The sequence below is a fragment of the Actinosynnema sp. NPDC002837 genome, from assembly GCF_040295345.1.
Taxonomy (GTDB): domain Bacteria; phylum Actinomycetota; class Actinomycetes; order Mycobacteriales; family Pseudonocardiaceae; genus Actinosynnema.
In genome coordinates this window covers 1-19,252 of the sequence record NZ_JBEOVG010000133.1, presented here as the reverse complement: position 1 = coordinate 19,252, position 19,252 = coordinate 1, and the positions used below count along the sequence as shown (strand labels likewise).

The window sequence follows — 19,252 nt, the reverse complement described above, 5'->3', positions numbered from 1 at the left end:
CTCATTTTCCGGCGATCACGCTTTTCGATCGCCGGAAAATCAGGCGCGAACGACCGACTTCCAGGCGACCGAGCCGCCGTCTGCGGAGCAGCGGCCATCGAACACAGAGCTGGACGTGGACGGTCTCCTGGCGCGACGGCCCGAGGTCGCGGTGGTCGACGAGCTCGCGCACACCAACGCGCCCGGTTCGCGCAACGCCAAGCGGTGGCAGGACGTCGAGGAGCTGCTCGAAGCCGGCATCGACGTGCTGTCCACGGTCAACGTGCAGCACCTGGAATCCCTCAACGACGTGGTCGAGCGCATCACCGGCGTGCGGCAGCGCGAGACCGTGCCCGACGAGGTCGTGCGACGCGCCGAGCAGGTCGAGCTGGTCGACCTCACGCCCGAGGCGCTGCGCCGTCGCCTCGCGCACGGCAACGTCTACGCCGCCCACAAGATCGACGCGGCGCTGGGCAACTACTTCCGGGTCGGCAACCTCACCGCGTTGCGCGAACTGGCGCTGCTGTGGGTGGCCGACCAGGTCGACGTGGCGTTGCAGCGCTACCGCTCCGAGCAGAGCATCACCGACACCTGGGAGGCCAGGGAGCGGGTCGTGGTCGCGATCAGCGGAGGCCCGGAGAGCGAGACGCTGATCCGCCGCGCCCGGCGCATCGCGGCCCGCGCGGGCGCGGAGCTGATGGTCGTGCACATCCTGCGCGGTGACGGGTTGGAGGGCGTGTCGCCGCAGCTGGTGGCGGGGTTCCGGCGGGTGACCGAGGACGTCGGCGCGACGTTCCACACCGTGGTCGGCGACGACGTGCCGACCGCGCTGCTCGACTTCGCCCGCGGCGTGAACGCCACCCAGCTCGTGCTCGGCACGTCCCGCCGGTCGCGGCTGGCCAGGGTGTTCGACGAGGGCATCGGCGCGGCGACCATCCAGGAGTCCGGGCCGATCGACGTGCACATGGTCACCCACGACGAGGCCCGCCGCGGCCCGCGCCGTCGGCGGGCCGCCGCCGCGCACCCGGGGTACCGCAGGCTGCTCGGCTGGGCGCTGGCCGGCCTGCTGCCCGCCGTCGTGACCGGGATCGGGCTGCTGCTGGGCGAGAACCTGACGTTCTCCACCAACCTGGTCGGGTTCTTCCTGGCCACGGTCGTGGTCGCGTTGGTCGGCGGCCACGGTCCGGCGCTGGCTGCGGCGTTCTTCGGCGCCGGGCTGCTGAACTTCTTCTTCACCCCGCCCTACTACACCCTGGCCGTCGCGACGGCCGCCAACCTCGTCACGCTGGTCGCGATGCTGGTGGTGGCGCTGCTGGTCGCGCTGGTGGTGGACCGGGCGGCGCGGCTGGCCGAGCAGGGCGCGCGGGCCCGCACCGAGGCCGCGCTGCTCGCCTCCTACGCCCGCACGGTGCTGACCAGCCCGTTCCCGCTGGCCCGGCTGCTGGAGAAGGTGCGGGAGAACTTCGCGCTGGACTCGGTGGCGTTGCTGGAGCGGCGCGACGGGGAGTGGGAACGGGTGGCGTGCGTCGGGCCGCGGCCGTGCGCCGAGCCGGACGAGGCGGACGTGGACGTGCCCGTGACGGCGGACGTGCACCTGGCGCTGCGCGGGCGGGCGCTGCCCGCGGCGGACCAGCGGGCGCTGGAGGCGGCGGCCGGTCAGGCGTTGATGGCGTTGCGGCAGCAGCGGATGGCCGCCGAGACGGCCGAGGCCCAGCGCCGCGCGGAGACCACGGAGCTGCGCACCGCGTTGCTGTCCGCCGTCGGCCACGACCTGCGCACGCCGCTGACGTCCATCAAGGCCGCGATCGGCAGCCTGCGCGACGTCGACCTGAGACTGTCCGATGAGGACACCGCCGAGCTGCTGGAGACCGTCGAGGTGTCCGCGGACCGGCTGACCGGCCTGATCGACAACCTGCTCGACTCGTCACGGCTGGCCACCGGCGCGGTCGTGCCGCAACTGCGTGCGGTGACGTACGACGAGGTGGTGGCGCGCGCTCTGGCCGGCATCGACGAACGCCGCACGGTGTCCGTGGACGTGGCCGAGCACCTGCCGCCCGTGCTCGCCGACCTCGGCCTGCTCGAACGCGTGGTGGCCAACGTGATCGACAACGCCCTGCGGCACGGCAGGCTCAGCCCGCGCCGCCTGGTCGACGTGGACGGCGACGGCCGGATCAAGGCCGACGAGCCGGAGGTCGCGGTGCGCGCCAGCGCCTACCGCGACCGGGTGGAGCTGCGGGTCGTCGACCACGGGCAGGGGCTGCCGAAGAACACCGCGAGCGCGGTGTTCGCGCCGTTCCAGCGCCTCGGCGACCGGGACGCCACCCCGGGCATCGGCCTCGGGCTGAGCGTGGCGAAGGGGTTCGTGGACGCCATGGGCGGCGCCATCACGGCCGAGGACACGCCCGGCGGCGGCCTGACGATCGTCATCTCGCTGCCGATCGCCGCGGTGACGACGGCATGACCGCGGTCCTGGTGGTGGACGACGACCCGGAGATCGTGCGCGCGCTGCGGATCACCCTGAACGCCCACGACTACCGGGTGCTCACCGCGTCGGACGGCACGTCGGCGTTACGCGCGGTAGAGGAGGCGCAGGCGGCCGAGGAGGGGCCCGACGTGGTCGTGCTGGACCTCGGCCTGCCGGACCTGGACGGCGTCGACGTGATCACCCGCCTGCGCCGGGTCACGACCGCGCCGATCGTCGTGCTGTCCGCCCGGCTCGACTCGACCGACAAGGTCCGCGCGCTGGACGCGGGCGCCGACGACTACGTGACCAAGCCGTTCGGCGTGGACGAGTTCCTGGCCCGGCTGCGCGCGGCCGTGCGCCGGTCGCGCGGGCGCCGGGCCGCGATCGAAGAGCCGCCGGTGCGCACGGCGTCGTTCACCGTCGACCTGACCGCGAAGAAGATCCACCGCGACGGCGCCGAGGTGCACCTGACGCCCACCGAGTGGGGCCTGCTGGAGGCCCTGGTGCGGGCGGGCGGCGAGGTGCTCGGCCCGCAACGGCTGCTCACGGAGGTGTGGGGGCCGGCCTACACGTCGGCCACCCACTACCTGCGCGTCTACCTGGTCCAGCTGCGCCGCAAGCTCGAACCGGACCCCGCCCACCCGCGGCACCTGATCACCGAACCGGGGCGGGGCTACCGCTTCCAGCCGTGATCAGCGCTGGGGCGTGGTGGTGACTACGTTCCACTTCACGGCCTTGAGCGTGCCGTCGGCGGTGGTGCTCTCGCCGACGATCGTGCCCCGGTCGTTCAGCGCGACCGGCAGGCTGTGCGCGCCGCCCAGCGAACCCAGGTAGACCACCTTCCCGTTGCGCCACAGGAACGCGCGCGGCGCGTCGGGGTTGTCCGCCGACGTCCAGCCGACCACGTCACCGCGTTCGTTGATCGCGACCGCCTCGGACGGGCTGGGCACGCCCAGGTCGACCGGCTTGCCGCCGGCGGGCCACAGCACCGCCTTGCGGTCGCCGTTGAACTCCCTGGTCCAGCCGACGACGTCACCGCGCTCGTTGAGCGCCTGCCGGTTGTCGGCCACCCCGCCATCGGTGGACAGCACCGTCACGCCGGAACCCTCCCAGCGCAGCGCCTGGGTGTCCTGGTTGCCGACGATCACTCCGGCCTCGTTGATCGCCTCGACCCAGTACGTGCCGGAGCCGGGCACCTTGGCCAGCGGTTCGCACGTCGTGGTGTCCACGCACCGGAACGCGTGGGCGTCGCCGTCGAACATGGGCAGCTTGTTGCCCGCCGCCACCCCGGCGTCGTTGATGGCGCTCAGCCACAGGTGCGGCCCGGTCAACGGCAAGGACGTGTGCTTGCCGTCCTGCCACAGCACCGCGCGTTCCTGGTGGTAGCCCGAGGACGAGCTGGGGAGCGTCATCGGCACCGAGCCGCGGTTGTTGATCGCCGACGCGATCACCCAGCCGGAGCCCGGCGTGATGTCGGCGACCTTGCCCGCGTGCCAGATCCGCGGCCGTTGGATGTACGGGCCGGTGGCGACGACGGACTCCTGGATCAGCACCTGGCCGCCCTGGTTCAGCCCGGACGGTATGCCGAGACCGAGGTCGGTGGCCCCACCGCCGGGTGACCAGTGCACGGTGTGCGGCGCGCCGTTGCCGGTAGTGAAGCCGACGACCTGGCCGAGGTCGTTGACCGCGACCGTCCGGTGCGTGGGGTAGCCCGGGAGCCCGGGCAGTTCGGTGACGAGGGCGGCCGCCCGCGCGGCGGGCGCGGTCACCAGCGGCAGGGCCACGGCCAGCGCGAGGACGGCCGCGGGCGTGCGTAACTTGGGCATGGTCGCTCCAGTGCGAGATGTCCGCTGAATCGATCCGACGGTAGTCTCGGTGCGAGATCGCCGGCGTCGGCCGGACAGCGGAATCAGGGGGGACCGTTGACCGCGCAGGAAGTCCTGGCCCGGTTGAGCGAGAACGCCGAGGTCGTCCGACTGACCGGCGGCGTGGTCAACACGGTGTGGCACGTCCGCGGCCCGGACCGCGAGGTCGTGCTCAAGACGTCCGAGGACGCGCCGCCGTCGTTGTTCCAGGTCGAGGCCGACGGGCTGGCGGTGCTGCGGCGGCACGGCCTGCGCACGCCGGAGGTGCTCGGCGTCGGCGAGGACTGGCTGCTGCTGGAGGCGCTGACCCCGCGGCCGCTGGAGACGGACGCGTTCTGGGAGAGCGCCGGACGCGCGATCGCCGCGCTGCACGACGTGCGCGGCCCCTGGTTCGGCTGGGACCACGACGGGTGGCTGGGCCTGCTGCCGCAGCGCAACGGCCGGCACGACGACGGGCACGCGTTCTTCGCCGAGCACCGGCTCCTGCGCTACCTGGACGAGCCGAAGGTCGACGCCGTGCTGACCGCGGACGACCGGGACGCGGTCGAACGGCTGTGCGCGCGCCTGCCGGAGATCGTGCCCGCCGCGCCGCCCGCGTTGACCCACGGCGACCTGTGGCACAACAACGTGGTGTCCACCGCGGCGGGCGAGCCGGTGTTCATCGACCCGGCGGTGTCGTGGACGTGGCCGGACGTGGACCTGAGCATGATGTTCTGCGGCGCCGACTCGCCCGCCCGGTTCTTCGACGCCTACCACGAGGTCCGGCCGCTGGACCGCGACTGGCGCGACCGGATGCCCGTGGTGTTCCTCCGGGAGGTGCTGAGCACGTTGGCGCACGAGGGCGACCGCTGGGGTTCCCTCGACTACCTCCGCGAGGTGCTGCGACCGTTCCGCCGCGTGCCCACCGGCTCGCCGGAAGTGCGCTCGATCGAGTGATTGCGGACCGACCGGCGCGGCGTTTGCCGGGGAAGTGTCAGGGCAACCCCAAGTTTTCCGACCGGAAGTGGCCCACCCGCGGTGACGCGCACACGATGTGCGCCGTGGCGCGACGCAGCGCCGCCGCTCCTCGGAGGAGGTCGTCCGTGAACCGCTTCGGCTTGAGCGCGTCGCTCGCCGTCACGCTGACCGCGGTGCTCGCCGCCGCGCCCGCGACCGCCGACACCGGACAGGTCCCGTGTCCCGCCCGGCTCCCGGCGGACGCGACCTGCTACGGCGGGCAGGACGCCAACGGCGCGTTCCACGCGTTCGCGATCCCGGGCGACTGGAACGGCTCGCTGGTCGTGCACTCGCACGGCGGCCCCGACCTCGCCGCGCCCACGGCGGACCGCGCGACCGAGGACCTCAACCGGTGGGCGGTGATGGTGCGCGAGGGCTACGCGCTGGCGGGCTCGTCCTACCGGCGCGGTGGCTACGGCACCCGGATGGGCGCCGAGGACACCGAGAACGCGCGGAAGTCGTTCGTGCGACGGTTCGGCGAGCCGCACCGGACGATCCTGCACGGCCAGTCGTGGGGCGGGAACGTGGCCGCGAAGGCCATCGAGGCCTACGACTCGTACGACGCCGCCCTGCTCACCAGCGGCGTGCTCGCGGGCGGCTCGCGCGGCTACGACTACCGCGTCGACCTGCGCGTGGTCTACCAGTACTACTGCGGCAACCACCCGCGGCCCGACGAGCCGCAGTACCCGTTGTGGATGGGGCTGCGCGCCGACTCGACCATGACCACCGCCGGCCTGCGCGCGCGGCTCCAGGAGTGCACGGGCTACCAGTCGCCGCCCGCCGAACGCAGCGCGCTGCAACAACGCAACCTGGACGACATCCTCGCCGTGACCAGGATCCCGGAGAGCGCGCTCGCGTCGCACCTCACCTTCGCCACCTTCACGTTCCGCGACATCGTGCACAATCGGCTCGGCGGGCGGAACCCGTTTGCGAACAGGGGAGTGCGGTACACCGGATCGCACGACGACGAGGCGCTGAACGCGAGCGTCGAGCGGTTCAGCGCCACGCCGTCGGCCGCGCGCGACCTGTCCTACGACAGCGATCCGACCGGCGCGGTGTCGATCCCGGTGATCACCGTGCACGGGATCGGCGACCCCACGGCGTTCGTCGAGCACGAGTCGGCCTACCTGGCGAGCCGGGTCGGCGCGGGGACCGCGGAGCACCTCGTGCAGGCGTTCACCACGGAATCCGAGCACAGCGCGCTCAGCGACTCGGAGTACGCCAGTGCGCTGCGGGCGCTCGTGACGTGGCAGAGCACCGGCCGCAAGCCCACGCCCGCGTCGATCGCCGCCGACTGCCCCGCCGCGGACGCGGAGTACGGCACGGGCTGCTTCTTCGACCCCGCCTACCACCCCGCGCCCTACTCGGCGCACGTGTACCCGCGTCCCGGCGGCACCCGGTGGCCGGCGATGACCGCCCGGCAGGAATGGCTGTGGGCGCGGCTCGGCCAAGTGGGTATCGCGCCCTGAATGCGCTTTCCCGAAGCAACGCGGTGGCTCTCCGAGGTGTCCTAGTAACCGAGGGCAGTGGCGGTCGGTGAGGCACCGCCACGCTGAGGGGGAGGGCACATGTCCCGCAGAACCAGGGGACCAGTCGCATCGGGGCTGTTAGCGGCGGTCGTGATGCTCGCCGCGAGCGCCCCGGCCGCGGCTGAACCACCGGAGCCGACCACCGCGCCGCCGGTCGGCGCGCAACCGGACGGCACGGTCACACTGGTGACCGGTGACGTCGTCACGGTCCGCGGGAACCGCGCTCAGGTGCGGCCCGGTCGTGGCCGCGCCGAGGTGCGGTTCGTGCAGCGACTGGACGAGCACGGCGACCTGCACGTGCTGCCGACCGACGTGCTGGGCGACGTGCGGTCGGGCGTGCTGGACGAGCGGCTGTTCGACGTCACCGGCCTGATCCGGGCCGGCTACGACGACCGCTCGACCCGCGTCACGCCGCTGATCGTGACCTCGACCGGCCCGGCCGTGGCCGGTGAGCCGCTGCCCAGCATCGGCGGGTACGCGGTCAAGGCGCCGAAGGACGCCGCGTTCTGGGCGGGCGCGCGGGCCGCGGGCGTGGCGAAGGTGTGGCTGGACGGCCCGGTCCGCGCCACGCTCGACCGCAGCGTCCCGCAGATCGGCGCGCCGCAGGCGTGGCAGGCCGGGCACACCGGCGCCGGCGCGAAGGTCGCGGTCCTGGACACCGGCGTCGACCCGGCGCACCCGGACCTCGCGGGCGCCGTCGTCGAGTCGCGCAACTTCAGCGACAGCCCCGACACCGACGACCGCGTCGGCCACGGCACGCACGTCGCCGCCACCATCACCGGCGCCGGCCGCTACCAGGGCGTGGCGCCGGACAGCGCGGTGCTCAACGGCAAGGTGCTCGACGACAACGGCGGCGGCTACGAGTCGGACATCATCGCGGGCATGGAGTGGGCCGTGGCGGCGGGCGCCGACGTGGTCAACATGAGCCTGGGCAGCTCCATGCGCACCGACGGCACCGACCCCATGTCGCAGGCCGTCAACCGGCTCACCACCGACGGCGGCGCGCTGTTCGTGGTCTCGGCGGGCAACAGCGGTCCGTCCGACCAGACGATCGGCAGCCCGGCCGCGGCCGACCTGGCGCTCACCGTCGGCGCGGTCGACCGGTCCGACGCGCTCGCGGAGTTCTCCTCGCGCGGCCCGCGCTGGGACGACGACGCGATCAAGCCGGACATCACCGCGCCGGGCGTGGACATCGTCGCGGCCAAGGCGAAGAACGGCCGCATCGGCACCCCAGTCGGCGACGCGCACGTCGCGCTGTCCGGCACGTCGATGAGCGCGCCGCACGTCGCGGGCGCGGCGGCGATCCTGGCCGCGCAGCACCCGGACTGGCCGGCCGCGCGGATCAAGGGCGCGCTCATGGCGAGCGCGAAGCCCAACGCCGACCTGACCGTGTACGAGCAGGGTGCGGGCCGGGTGGACGTGGCCGCGGCCGTCACGCAGTCGCTGGCGGCCGAACCCGCGTCGCTGAGCATGGGCGTGGCCCAGTGGCCGCACGCCGACGACCAGCCGATCGAGCGCAAGATCTCCTACCGCAACTCCGGCGCCACCCCGGTGACGCTGACACCGACCGCCGACCTGCGCGACCCGGCCGGCAACCCGGCGCCCGCGGGCATGGTCACGTTCTCGCCCTCGTCGCTCACCGTCCCGGCGGGCGGTGAGGCGGCCGTCGTCGTCACGGTCCACACCTCGCTGGAGTCGCCGGACGGCCGGTACGGCGGCGCCGTGGTGGCCACCGGCGGCGCGACGCCGCTGCGCACGCCGATCGGCGTGACCAAGGAGGTCGAGAGCTACGACGTGAAGATGACGTTCCTCGACCACACCGGCGCGCCGACGCCGGACTACTTCTTCCGGTTCGTGGACGTGAACCACCGCAAGGCGTACCTGGACCACGACCCGTCCGGCACGGTCGTCGCCCGCGTGCCCAAGGGCACCTACTACGCCGACGCGTTCATCCAGACCAGGCAGACGCAGCAGCTCACCCAGGTGCTGGAGCCCAGCGCCACCGTCACCGGACCCGCCGAGTTCGTGTTCGACGCCCGGGCGGGCAAGCCGATCGCGTTGTCGGTGGACGAGAAGGAGGCGGAGGTCGGCTACACCGAGGTGTTCTTCAGCCGCCGGGCGTCCTGGGGCGACACGGGCACCGGCTTCATCGGGTTCCCGCCGGGCGCCGTGCTGTTCGTGCCGTCGAAGACGTCCGCGCCCGGTGCGGCGAGTTTCGAGGTCGCGGGACGGCTGGCGAAGCCGGACGCCGACGGCACGTACCTCGGCAGCCCGTACCAGTACAACGTCGCGTGGCGGCACGACGGCGCGGTGCCCGAGCGGCTCGACCGGTCGTTCCAGCGCCGCGACCTGGTGAAGGTCAAGTCGTCGGTACCCTCGTCCGGACCCGGCACGACCGGGTTCCGCGACCAGATGGCGGGCGGACCGCTGCCGCTGGAGCTCACCGAGTACTACTCGCCTGGCGTCGACTGGTACGGCAGCTTCCTGCAGATGCCGGAGCCCCAGGCGTTCCCGCCGCAGAGCTCGCAGTCGACCTCCCTGCCGCGCCGGTTCACCGCGGGTCGCACGGTGACCGAGAAGTGGAACGCGGCCGTGTTCGGGCCGGCGTTCCCGACCTCGACCGCCGTGCACGAGTGGGCCGGGCGGCTCGGCGACGAGGTCGTGGTCTCGCTGCCGATGTTCACCGACCAGGACCCGAACCACCTCGGGTTCTCGGAGGTCTCGGCGGCGAAGACGACGCTGCACCGCGACGGCGCGCTGCTCGCCGAGTCGCCCTACGACGGGTACGTGGCGGGCGTCGTGCCGTCGGGCAAGGGCGTCTACCGGTTGCACACCGAAGCGGAGCGGTCCGGTGTGGCCGAGCTGTCCACCAGGGTGGTGGCGGACTGGTCGTTCACCTCGGAGCACGTGGCCGGGCCGGACCCGGCGGCGTTGCCGCTGCTCGCGGTGCGGTTCGCGCCGTCGCTGGACGCGGAGAACCGGGCGGCGGCCGGACGGCCGTTCGCGATCCCGGTGTACGTGCAGCGCAACGGGGTCACCGGGGCGCAGGGCGTGGCGAAGCCCGCCGTGCAGGTGTCCTACGACGACGGCACGACGTGGCGGCCCGCGCCGCTGCTCAGGGTCGGCGAGCGCTGGCTCGCGGCGGTCGTGCACCCGGCCGGCGCGAAGTTCGTCTCGCTCAAGGCCCAGGCGCGTGACGCCGCGGGCAACGCGGTCGACCAGACGATCATCCGGGCCTACGGCCTGAGGTGATCGACTCCCCGGACGCGCCCGGTCACCGGCCGGGCGCGTCCAACGGGTTGCCCGTCACCCGCTGCGCCCAGCCGTCGCGCATCAGCTCGGCGGCGGCGCAGCGCGGTTTGCGCTCGGCCTGGTCCTCTGCCCTGACCAGGAACGCGTCGGCGAACCCCAGCCGCGGGTAGCGGGTCACGACGTCGTCCTTGACCCGCTCGGCGAACCGGTCCAGCCCGCGCCCCGACACGTCGGCGCCGACCGCGACCTGCAACAGGTGGCTCTCCGGGTCCTCGTCGGCCGGCACGTCCTCGCGCATGTGCCGCACGATGACCTCGGTCAACCGGTCGCGCCGCACCCGTCCCCACCCGGCGCCGGCCGCGAACACCCACGCCACGTGCCCGCTCGCCTCCTCGAACGGCAGCGTGTGGCTGTCGAACGGCGGGGTGAGCGCGAGGTCGTGCAGCAGCGCGGCGACGTACAGCAGCTCGCCGTCGTGGGGAATGTCCACGTCGGCCGCGTGGGCGGTGGCCAGCGAGTAGGCGCGCAACGAGTGGTTGAGCAGCCACGGCTCGGCGTACTCGTGGCAGACCTCGAGCGCCGCGGCCGCGGCCTTCGAGTCCGGTCGGGTGAAGATGAAGTCCACGTCGTGCAGCCTAGGGGTGGTCGGCCGCTCGGCTACGGCACGACGCCGTCGGCGACCAGACCCGCCAGGACCGCCTCGCCGACCGCGGTCAGCGCCGACTGGGGCCGGATCATCACGGTGAACGTGCCGATCCGGCCGTCCTCGTCCAGCTCGATCAGGTCGATGCCGTCGACCTGCCTGCCGCCCACCACGGTGCGGAAGCGCAGGACGTGGCCGTCCGGCCCGTCGTACTGGCCGACGTACCGGAAGTCCTCGAAGGTCCGCTGGAGCACGCCGAACAGGGCGCGCACGGAGTCGATTCCCTCGAACGGGTGGAACTTCACCGGGCTGTGGAACGTGATGTCGTCGCTGAAGAACTCCGTCGCGCCGAGGACGTCGCCCGCCTCGACGGCCGCCTTGAACCGCAGTGCCGCGTTCATCCGTGCCTCCTGGTCAGATCGTGGCCGCGAGTCGCGTGCCCTGGTCGATGGCGCGCTTGGCGTCGAGCTCGGCGGCGACGTCCGCGCCGCCGATGACGTGCGTGACGACACCGCGGCCGGTGAGCGCGTCCACGAGGTCGCGCACGGGTTCCTGGCCCGCGCACACCACCACCGTGTCGACGTCCAGCACTTGCGGCCGTTCGCGCTTGGGCCCGAACGTGATGTGCAGGCCGTCGTCGTCGATCCGCTCGTAGTTCACCCCGGTCAGCTGCTCGACGCCCTTGGCCGCCAGCGCCGCCCGGTGCACCCAGCCCGTGGTCTTGCCGAGGCCCTTGCCGATCCGGGACGCCTTGCGCTGCAAGAGGTACACCTGCCGGGCGGGCTCGGCGGGCTTCGGCGCGGTGATGCCGCCGCGCACCAGCTCGGGGTCCGTGACGCCCCACTCGGCGCGCCACTCGTCCACGTCGAGGGCGGGGGAGGAGGCGTGGGTCAGGAACTCCGCCACGTCCACCCCGATCCCGCCCGCGCCGATCACCGCGACCCGGTCGCCGACCGGCGAGCCGTGGCCGACGACGTCCACGTAGGACAGGGCGCGCTCCACACCGGGGATGGCGGGCACGCGCGGCGCGACGCCGGTGGCGACCACGACCTCGTCGAAGCCGGCCACGTCGTCGGCGGTGGCCCTGGCGCCGAGGTGCAGCTTCACGCCGGTCAGCTCGATCCGCCGCCGGTAGTAGCGGATCGTCTCGGCGAACTCCTCCTTGCCCGGGATGCGGCAGGCGATGGCGAACTGGCCGCCGATGTCGTCGTCGGCCTCGAACAGCTCCACCTCGTGGCCGCGTTCGGCCAGGGCGGTCGCCGTCGCGAGCCCCGCCGGACCCGCGCCCACCACCGCGACCCGCTTGGCGCGGCGGGTCGGCAGCAGCCGGAGCGTGGTCTCGTTGCCCGCGCGCGGGTTGACCATGCAGGTCGCCTTCTTCAACGAGAACGTGTGGTCCAGGCACGCCTGGTTGCACGCGACGCACGTGTTGATCTCGTCGGCGCGGCCGGTCTCGGCCTTGCGCACCCAGTCCGGGTCGGCCAGGAACGGGCGCGCCATCGACACCAGGTCCGCGTCACCGCGCGCCAGCACCTCCTCGGCGACCTCCGGCATGTTGATCCGGTTCGAGGTGACCACCGGGATGCCGACGTGCGGGCGCAGCTTGGCGGTCACGTTCGTGAACGCCGCGCGCGGCACGGACGTGACGATCGTCGGCACCCGCGCCTCGTGCCAGCCGATCCCGGTGTTGATGATCGTCGCGCCGGCCGCCTCGACCTCCTGGCCGAGCGCGACGACCTCGTCCCAGGTCTGCCCGTCCTCGACGAGGTCGATCATCGACAGCCGGTAGACGATGACGAAGTCCGGCCCCGCGGCGTCGCGGCAGCGGCGCACGACCTCGACCGCGAGGCGTCGCCGGTTCTCGGCGCTGCCGCCCCAGCGGTCGGCGCGCTTGTTCGTGCGCGGCGCGAGGAACTGGTTGATGAAGTAGCCCTCGGAGCCCATGATCTCGATGCCGTCGTAGCCGGCCTCGCGGGCCAGCGCCGTGGCCCGAGCGAACGCGTCGATCTGCGCGCGCACGCCCCGGTCGGACAGGGCGCGCGGGCGGAACTTGGCGATCGGGGCCTTGAGCGCGGACGCGGACACGCTGAACGGGTGGTAGGCGTACCGGCCGGCGTGCAGCAGCTGGAGGGCGATCTTGCCGTCGTGCTCGTGCACGGCCTGCGTGATCACGCGGTGGTCGCGCGCCTCGCGGTGCGTGGTGAGCTTGGAGGCGAAGGGGTACAGCGAGCCCGTCCGGTTGGGCGAGAAGCCGCCGGTGACGATGAGGCCGACGCCGCCGCGCGCCCGTTCGGCGAAGTAGGCGGCCAGCGCGTCGAAGTCCTTGGCCCGGTCCTCGTTGCCGGTGTGCATGGAGCCCATGACGACCCGGTTGCGCAGGGTCGTGAAGCCCAGGTCCAGGGGCTTGAGCAGGGTGGGGTAGGCGGTCATCGCCGGTCGTCCTCTCGCATCGCGGCCAGCACCTCGTCGCACCACTCGACCAGCGCCTGCTCGGCCCGGATGCCGCCGCGCAGGACCAGGTACTGGTGCAGCCGCCGACCGGACAGGGCCGACGGGTCCGGGAAGTCCTTCTTCTCGATGGCGAGGTAGACGTCGAGGCGTTCGGCGTGCAGGTCGCGGTGCCGGGCGACCTCGCCGGTCAACGCCTTCGCATCGCCCAGCGACGCGCCGCGGATCTTGACCGAGAGGTCGTGCCGGATCGTCTCGGGCTCGCCGGGTGAGGCCAGCCAGCGGGCGAGCTCCTCGCGGCCCGCCTCGGCGACCTCGTACACCTTCTTGTCCGGGCGGCCGTCCTGGGCGACCTCGTGGCACGACACCCAGCCCAGCTCCACCATGCGCTTGAGCGTGCGGTAGATCTGCTGGTGGGTGGCGGCCCAGAAGAAGCCGATGGACTTCTCGAACCGCTGGGCCAACTCGTAGCCCGAGCCCGAGCGCTCGTCCAGCGACACGAGGATCGCGTGCTCCAACGCCATGGCGGTGACCGTAGCCGTGCAACGGGGTGCAGTGCAACAAGTTGCATAGGTAGCGCGAAAGCCCGGCAGCCCGGCGCGTGGACGGCGCCGGGCTGCCGGGATCAGGTCGTCGCCCGGCTAGAAGGCGTCCACGACGCAGGTGCTCGCCACGAAGCCGTCGATCGCGCCGTCGTTCTCCAGGTCGACCGCGATCCAGCCGTTGGCGTTGGTGACGCCGCACGCGCTGTACCGCCCGCCTGCCTCCAGCCACCCGCAGGCCAGCAGATCGCCCCGGTACACCGTGTCGATGACGCCGTAGTTGGTGCCGGGGCCGCTCCGGACGTTGAGCCTGTCGGTGTCGACCTCCACCCAGCCGGTGCTGCAGGTGGCGGCGGGCCGCGGGGCCTGCCGGTCGGACCCCGGGTCCTGCGCCGCGCCGGCGACGCCGCCGAAGGTCAACCAGCCGAACAGCGTCACGCCGACGGCGATCACGGACTTTGCCTTGTTCATCACTACCGCCTCGTTCGATCGGTGTCAGGTCCGGCGGGGACCGGTGCGCGGGTCGGCCACGGCGGTGGGGGTCGCCGAACGTGGTGGTCGCCGCGCCGGGCCCACGATGGCGTACCCATGGTGTGAACCTCTTGCAGAGTTCCTGCACGGCGCTGGTACGGGCGCTATGCCTGGTGTCGGGGAGAGAGGTCTCGGCGCACGGGGGTGAGGGGCGTGGCGGTCGTGTTGCGCTTGTTGGGGGAGGTGACCGCCGAGGTCGACGGGCGGCCGGTGGACCTGGGCGCGCCCAGGCAGCGGTGCGTGCTGGCCGCGCTGGCGGTCGACGTCGGCCGGGCCGTGCCGGTGGACCGGCTGGTCGAGCGGGTCTGGGGCGGGGAGGTCGCCAGACGGGCGCCGGCCACCCTGCACAGCTACATCTCGCGGCTGCGGCGGGCGCTGACCGGCGCGGACGGGGTGGCGATCGTGCGCCGGTCCGGCGGGTACGCCCTGGTCGCCGACGCGGTGGTGGACCTGCACCGGTTCCGCCTGCTGTGCGGTCGCGCCCGCGAGGACGATGCCGTGCGGTCGTTGACCGAGGCGCTCGCGTTGTGGCGCGGTGAGGCGCTGACCGGCCTGGCCGGCGAGTGGGTGGGCGCCGTGCGCGACCGGTTGCGGCAGGAGCGTTCGGCCGCCGAGCACGACCTGGTGGACGCCCGGCTGCACGCGGGGGAGGGCGCGGAGCTGGTGGCGGAGCTGTCCGCGCGCGCCGCGCGGCACCCGTTGGACGAGCGGGTGGCGGGCCAGTACCTGCTGGCCCTGCACCGGGCCGGGCGCACCCCGGACGCCTTGGCGCACTACCGGCAGGTCCGCACGCGGTTGGTCGAGGAGCTGGGCGCCGAGCCCCGGGAGGCGCTGCGGGAGCTGCACCGGCGGATCCTCGCCGCCGACCCGGCGCTCGCCGCGTCGCCCCCGTGCGCCGCGGCAGTGGTGCCGCGTCAGCTGCCGGCCGCGCCCGTGCCGTTCGTCGGCCGGCGCGACGAGCTGGCCCGGCTCGACGTCGTGGGAACGGCCGTCACCGCCGTCGTCGGCGCGGGCGGCATCGGCAAGACGTGGCTGGCGCTGCACTGGGCGCACCGGCGGCTCGACCGGTTCCCCGACGGCCAGCTGTTCGTCGACCTCGGCGGTGACGGCGCGCCGATGGACCCGGTGGTGGCGGTGCGCGGGTTCCTGGACGCGCACGGCGTCGACCGGCAGCCGACGGACCCGCACGCCCGGGCCGCCCTGTTCCGCAGCCTGGTCGCGCAGCGGCGGATGCTGCTGGTCCTGGACAACGCCGCCGACACGGCCCAGGTCACCCCGCTGCTGCCGGGTGGCCGGTCGTGCGCGGTGATCGTGACCAGTCGCGACAGCCTGCCGGGGCTGCTCGTCGGGCACGGCGCCGCGCACGTGCCGCTGGACGTGCTGTCCAGGACGGAGTCCCACGCGTTCCTGACCGCGCGACTCGGCGCGGCCCGGGTGCGGGAGGAACCCCGTGCGGTGGCGGAGCTGGTGGGTCTGTGCGGCGGGTTCCCGCTGGCGCTGGGCATCGCCGCGGGCTACGCGTGCACCCGCCCGCGCCTGCCGCTGAGCGCGCTGGTCGCCGAACTGCGGGAGTTCGACCTGACCTCGTGGACCGACGGAGACCTCGCGCCGGGCCCGTGCGGCGTCCCGTCGTGGCGTCGCCGGACCTCCCGGGACCAGGGCCGCCTGGCCTCCCTCTCGGTCCTGGCGCCGACCTCCTGCCCCACGACCGACCGCTTCGGTTCGACGGGTGACTGCGGAGCGGCCGGGCGCGCCGATCGCTGGACCGGGCCACGGGTTCGCTGACCGGCACCGCCCCCCGCCGAGGCTGCCCCCACCCAACGACCCCCATTACCTCGGCCGCGCCGGAGCTGACCGGTCAGGTGGGCGGCTCGTGGCGACGGGTGGCCGGACCGGGCCGCCGGGTCAGTCGGTCGGGTCCGGACGGCGGGCGGCGATCAGCACTTCCAGGCCGTCCAGGATCCGGTTCAGGCCGAACGCCCAGCCGTTGTCGCGGGGTGCGCCGTTGATCGACCGCGCCGCCTCGTGCAGCGCCGGGAAGCGGTCGCGGTGCTCGTGCAGGACGGTCCGCAGCTGCTTCTGCTCCGTCCACGGCTGCGTGCCCGCCGTCGCGCCCGACTGCGTGTTGCGGATGTGCCCGCTGAGCAGGAACACCGCGTCCATCCGCTCGCCGCCGTCGAGCCCGGTGCCGTCGAGCGCGGCCACCGCGGCCTCCGTCCAGCCCACCTCGCGCGGACCGGTCAGGCGCTCACCGGTCGTCGCGGCCGGCAGCCACGGGTGACGTCGCCACGTCTCCCGCATCAGGTCGGCCCACCTGACCAGGCTCGGCCGCCACCCGCCCGGCACGCCGCTCAGGTCCGGCGGCTCGCCGACGGCCGACTCGATCATCACCGCGACCAGCTCCGCCTTGCTCGCGACGTGCCGGTACAGCGCCATCTTCGTGACGTCCAGCCTGGCGGCGACCTGCTGCATCGACACCGACGCCATGCCCTCCGCGTCGGCGACCTCGATCGCCGCGGCGGCGATGCGGTCGACGGTGAGCGCGAGCCTGGCCGGCCGTGCGGGCTTGTCCCGCGAACCCCACAGCAAGTCCACGCCCTGGTCCTCGCTCGCCATCCGCTCACCGGCTTCCGAAATCGGGGGTTGCTCACGTTGTCGATCTGTGTCTATCGTACACCCAGTGTCCGACGGACACACAAGTATCCGCAGGACACGCCGGTGTCCGCCTGTGCCAATGGGGGCTGTAGACCATGTCCGTGAAGATCTTCGTGAACCTGCCGGTGACCGACCTGACCAAGTCGATCGAGTTCTTCGCCGCGCTCGGCTTCGCGCACAACCCGCAGTTCACCGACGAGAACGCGTCCTGCGTCGTGTTCAGCGACACCGTCTACGCGATGCTGGTGACCAAGCCGTTCTTCAAGACGTTCACCACCAAGGAGATCGCCGACGCCGCCACGACCACGGAGGCGATCGTGGCGCTGTCCCTGGACAGCCGCGAGCAGGTCGACGAGGTGGCGGACAAGGCGCTGGCCGCGGGCGGCGGGTTCGTCCGGGACGCCGAGGACCACGGCTTCATGTACGGCCGCAGCTTCGAGGACCTCGACGGCCACATCTGGAACCTGTTCTGGATGGACGAGGCCGCGGCGCAGGGCTGAGCCCCGGCCGGGACGCGGACGCCCGGCTGATCACCCGAGCCTGAAGGACCGGGCCGGGTGATCAGCCGGTGACCGGCCGGCGTCAGCCGAGCTGCCACTGCTGGTCGGCCGCGCCGACGCAGTCCCACATCACGACGGCGGCGCCGTTGCCCCGGTTGGCGGCGGGGATCGTCAGGCACTTGTCGTTCGAGTTCCGCAGCTCGCTGCCGTTGAACCGCCACTGCTGCCCCTGGCAGTCCCACTGGTTGAGGCCCGCGCCGTTGGCGCCGTTGCCGTCGTTGACGTCGAGGCACCTGCCGCTGAACACGTTGCGGTACTCGCTGCCGTTGCTCTCCCACCTCTGGCCGTCGCCACCGGTGCAGGTCCACATGGCCACGGCGCCGCCGTTGGCCCTGTTGCCGCCCCGGACTTCAAGGCACAACCCGCTCAGCCTCGAGACGATCTGGACGCCGACCTCCGCCTGCTCGGACCGCGGCTGCGGCGCGGTGCCCGCCGAGGCCGACGCGCTGACGAGACCGCCGACCGCCAGCGCCGCGGCGGCCACGCCCGTGAGAAGCCCTTTCGAACCGGACCGGATCATGGTGTCCTCCCCTTGAACCCCTGGTGCAGGTCCGCGCTGCCACGCGACCTGCGCTGAACCCTCCGCCGGGTGGCGGCTCGGCGGGTATCCCGAAAGTTGGGGGTGCCGGGCGGGCGACCGCGGCGTTGCGGGGCGGTCGCGAACGGCTCACACTGCGCGGTGTGAGCCGTTCGGGGGAGCGGTTGCTGCGCGAGCTGACCGCGGCGACCGGACAGGGTGCGAGCTGGGCCGAGTCCGGCGCGGAACTCTCACGGGCCGTCGCGTCCGTGGTGCCGCACGACGGGGCGCGCTTGACGGGTCTGGGTCCGGCGACCGGGTTCGGACCGGCTTCGTTCAGCTTCTGGCACGGTTACGAAGCGGACTTCGGCCAGGGGTTGCTGCGCGGTTGCCACACGGGCCAGGACCCGTGCCTGCGCGAGGACCTCGCGCGGCGACCGGTCCCGGTCGACGTGGTGGCGGGCGCGGGCGACGGCCCTCGGCACCGCGCGGTGCGGCGGCTGTTCGCCGATCACGGCGTCCAGAGCGAGCTGCGGCTGCTGCTGCGGGACGCCCGCGGCGTGTGGGGGACGCTCGGCCTGATCCGGGCGCGCGGCGCCCGGCCGTTCAGCGACGAGGACCTCGGCAACGCCGCGCGGCTCGGACCGACGTTGGTGGCGTTCCTCCGCCGGTACGTGACCGCGGGCCCGCTGGTGCCCGCCGCGGAGAGCCCGCCGCCGGGCGTGATCGTCCTCGGCCCGGACCACGAGATCAGAGCGGCCACTCCGGCGGCGCTCGCGTGGCGGGAGCGGCTGCAGAGCCGCCTGCGCGCTCCTGAGTGGACCGGCAGGTCCTTCTTCGCCGGGATGTCCGCCTCGGCCCGCGCCCCGGCGGGCGCGCCGCTGGTGCTGGGCCCGGCGGCGAGCTACGGGCGGTGGGTCGCGTGCCAGGCGGAGCGGCTGGACGCCGACGGCGCGGGCGACGTGGCGGTCGTCATCCAGGCGGCCACGGCCGCGCAGCTGCTCCCGTCCTTCTGCTCCTGGTACGGCATCACGGCCCGCGAGCGCCAGGTCGTCGAGCAGTTGCACGCGGGTGCGGCGCCCAAGCACATCGCCCGCAGGCTCGACCTGTCGGTGCACACGGTCAACGACCACCTGAAGGCGATCTTCCGCAAGACCGGCGCCCGGGGCCGCGACGAGCTCATCGCCGCGATCAACTGACCGTGCCGCCGGACGCGGGGGGGGGGGGGCACGAACCCGCGCCCCCCCAAAGGAAGAGGGGCGGGGTGGGGA

The 19,252-nt window shown here is 73.5% G+C and carries 16 protein-coding genes; 8 read left to right on the top strand and 8 right to left on the bottom strand.

Features of this window, described 5'->3' with window-relative positions:
* Window positions 1-115 precede the first annotated feature (115 nt).
* Window positions 116-2,440 carry a DUF4118 domain-containing protein gene (locus tag ABTZ99_RS42360; protein WP_499618715.1) on the top strand — a complete coding sequence of 775 codons (2,325 nt, stop codon included), beginning with the start codon at window positions 116-118 and terminating at the stop codon, window positions 2,438-2,440.
* Window positions 2,437-3,135: a response regulator gene (locus tag ABTZ99_RS42355; protein ID WP_498780952.1), complete on the top strand. Its 699-nt coding sequence runs from the start codon at window positions 2,437-2,439 to the stop codon at window positions 3,133-3,135. Before ABTZ99_RS42360 ends, ABTZ99_RS42355 begins: the two co-directional genes overlap by 4 nt.
* On the opposite strand, the gene ABTZ99_RS42350 is transcribed toward ABTZ99_RS42355, so the two are convergent.
* Window positions 3,136-4,269 carry a hypothetical protein gene (locus ABTZ99_RS42350; protein ID WP_499618713.1) on the bottom strand — a complete coding sequence of 378 codons (1,134 nt, stop codon included), beginning with the start codon at window positions 4,267-4,269 and terminating at the stop codon, window positions 3,136-3,138.
* A gap of 96 nt (window positions 4,270-4,365) precedes the next feature.
* Between ABTZ99_RS42350 and ABTZ99_RS42345 the strand changes: the two genes are divergently transcribed.
* From ABTZ99_RS42345 to ABTZ99_RS42335, 3 genes are all read left to right on the top strand, one after another.
* Window positions 4,366-5,244, top strand: a complete 879-nt coding sequence (locus ABTZ99_RS42345; RefSeq protein WP_498780955.1) for a fructosamine kinase family protein — start codon at window positions 4,366-4,368, stop codon at window positions 5,242-5,244.
* Between the two features lie 146 nt (window positions 5,245-5,390).
* A complete protein-coding gene (locus ABTZ99_RS42340) occupies window positions 5,391-6,773 on the top strand; it encodes an alpha/beta hydrolase family protein (RefSeq protein ID WP_499618711.1) in 1,383 nt (460 codons plus the stop codon).
* A gap of 99 nt (window positions 6,774-6,872) precedes the next feature.
* Window positions 6,873-10,085, top strand: coding sequence for a S8 family serine peptidase (locus ABTZ99_RS42335; protein WP_499618709.1), 3,213 nt, complete (start codon window positions 6,873-6,875; stop codon window positions 10,083-10,085).
* Window positions 10,086-10,107: 22 nt separating this feature from the next.
* On the opposite strand, the gene ABTZ99_RS42330 is transcribed toward ABTZ99_RS42335, so the two are convergent.
* From ABTZ99_RS42330 to ABTZ99_RS42310, 5 genes are all read right to left on the bottom strand, one after another.
* The gene (locus tag ABTZ99_RS42330) at window positions 10,108-10,710 is read right to left on the bottom strand and encodes an HD domain-containing protein (RefSeq protein ID WP_498780960.1); all 603 of its coding nucleotides are present in this window, start codon (window positions 10,708-10,710) and stop codon (window positions 10,108-10,110) included.
* A 32-nt stretch (window positions 10,711-10,742) separates the two neighbouring features.
* On the bottom strand, window positions 10,743-11,129 hold the full coding sequence (locus ABTZ99_RS42325) for a nuclear transport factor 2 family protein (protein WP_498780962.1): 387 nt from the start codon (window positions 11,127-11,129) through the stop codon (window positions 10,743-10,745).
* Between the two features lie 13 nt (window positions 11,130-11,142).
* A complete protein-coding gene (locus ABTZ99_RS42320) occupies window positions 11,143-13,158 on the bottom strand; it encodes an FAD-dependent oxidoreductase (RefSeq protein ID WP_499618707.1) in 2,016 nt (671 codons plus the stop codon).
* On the bottom strand, window positions 13,155-13,700 hold the full coding sequence (locus ABTZ99_RS42315) for a PadR family transcriptional regulator (protein ID WP_498780965.1): 546 nt from the start codon (window positions 13,698-13,700) through the stop codon (window positions 13,155-13,157). Before ABTZ99_RS42315 ends, ABTZ99_RS42320 begins: the two co-directional genes overlap by 4 nt.
* Before the next feature lie 117 nt (window positions 13,701-13,817).
* A complete protein-coding gene (locus tag ABTZ99_RS42310; protein WP_498780967.1) occupies window positions 13,818-14,189 on the bottom strand; it encodes an SH3 domain-containing protein in 372 nt (123 codons plus the stop codon).
* Window positions 14,190-14,402: 213 nt separating this feature from the next.
* Between ABTZ99_RS42310 and ABTZ99_RS42305 the strand changes: the two genes are divergently transcribed.
* Window positions 14,403-16,034, top strand: a complete 1,632-nt coding sequence (locus tag ABTZ99_RS42305; protein ID WP_498780969.1) for an AfsR/SARP family transcriptional regulator — start codon at window positions 14,403-14,405, stop codon at window positions 16,032-16,034.
* Window positions 16,035-16,154: 120 nt separating this feature from the next.
* On the opposite strand, the gene ABTZ99_RS42300 is transcribed toward ABTZ99_RS42305, so the two are convergent.
* Window positions 16,155-16,865 carry a TetR/AcrR family transcriptional regulator gene (locus ABTZ99_RS42300; RefSeq protein WP_498780971.1) on the bottom strand — a complete coding sequence of 237 codons (711 nt, stop codon included), beginning with the start codon at window positions 16,863-16,865 and terminating at the stop codon, window positions 16,155-16,157.
* A 134-nt stretch (window positions 16,866-16,999) separates the two neighbouring features.
* On the opposite strand from ABTZ99_RS42300, the gene ABTZ99_RS42295 reads away from it, so the two are divergent.
* Entirely contained in the window at window positions 17,000-17,404 is a 405-nt protein-coding gene (locus ABTZ99_RS42295) for a VOC family protein (protein ID WP_498780973.1), read from the top strand.
* 82 nt (window positions 17,405-17,486) lie between these two features.
* Here the strand turns inward: ABTZ99_RS42295 and ABTZ99_RS42290 are convergent, their stop codons facing one another.
* The gene (locus tag ABTZ99_RS42290) at window positions 17,487-17,984 is read right to left on the bottom strand and encodes an RICIN domain-containing protein (protein ID WP_499618705.1); all 498 of its coding nucleotides are present in this window, start codon (window positions 17,982-17,984) and stop codon (window positions 17,487-17,489) included.
* A gap of 161 nt (window positions 17,985-18,145) precedes the next feature.
* Between ABTZ99_RS42290 and ABTZ99_RS42285 the strand changes: the two genes are divergently transcribed.
* Window positions 18,146-19,180, top strand: a complete 1,035-nt coding sequence (locus tag ABTZ99_RS42285) for a LuxR C-terminal-related transcriptional regulator (protein ID WP_498780977.1) — start codon at window positions 18,146-18,148, stop codon at window positions 19,178-19,180.
* Window positions 19,181-19,252 lie beyond the last annotated feature (72 nt).

What these genes read in the sequence shown, in the direction of transcription:
- ABTZ99_RS42355 (WP_498780952.1), top strand. Translation starts at nt 2,437, where the DNA reads ATGACCGCGGTCCTGGTGGTGGACGACGACCCGGAGATCGTGCGCGCG.
- ABTZ99_RS42350 (WP_499618713.1), bottom strand. Translation starts at nt 4,269, where the DNA reads ATGCCCAAGTTACGCACGCCCGCGGCCGTCCTCGCGCTGGCCGTGGCC.
- ABTZ99_RS42335 (WP_499618709.1), top strand. Translation starts at nt 6,873, where the DNA reads ATGTCCCGCAGAACCAGGGGACCAGTCGCATCGGGGCTGTTAGCGGCG.
- ABTZ99_RS42325 (WP_498780962.1), bottom strand. Translation starts at nt 11,129, where the DNA reads ATGAACGCGGCACTGCGGTTCAAGGCGGCCGTCGAGGCGGGCGACGTC.
- ABTZ99_RS42320 (WP_499618707.1), bottom strand. Translation starts at nt 13,158, where the DNA reads ATGACCGCCTACCCCACCCTGCTCAAGCCCCTGGACCTGGGCTTCACG.
- ABTZ99_RS42315 (WP_498780965.1), bottom strand. Translation starts at nt 13,700, where the DNA reads ATGGCGTTGGAGCACGCGATCCTCGTGTCGCTGGACGAGCGCTCGGGC.
- ABTZ99_RS42310 (WP_498780967.1), bottom strand. Translation starts at nt 14,189, where the DNA reads ATGAACAAGGCAAAGTCCGTGATCGCCGTCGGCGTGACGCTGTTCGGC.
- ABTZ99_RS42300 (WP_498780971.1), bottom strand. Translation starts at nt 16,865, where the DNA reads ATGGCGAGCGAGGACCAGGGCGTGGACTTGCTGTGGGGTTCGCGGGAC.
- ABTZ99_RS42295 (WP_498780973.1), top strand. Translation starts at nt 17,000, where the DNA reads ATGTCCGTGAAGATCTTCGTGAACCTGCCGGTGACCGACCTGACCAAG.
- ABTZ99_RS42290 (WP_499618705.1), bottom strand. Translation starts at nt 17,984, where the DNA reads ATGATCCGGTCCGGTTCGAAAGGGCTTCTCACGGGCGTGGCCGCCGCG.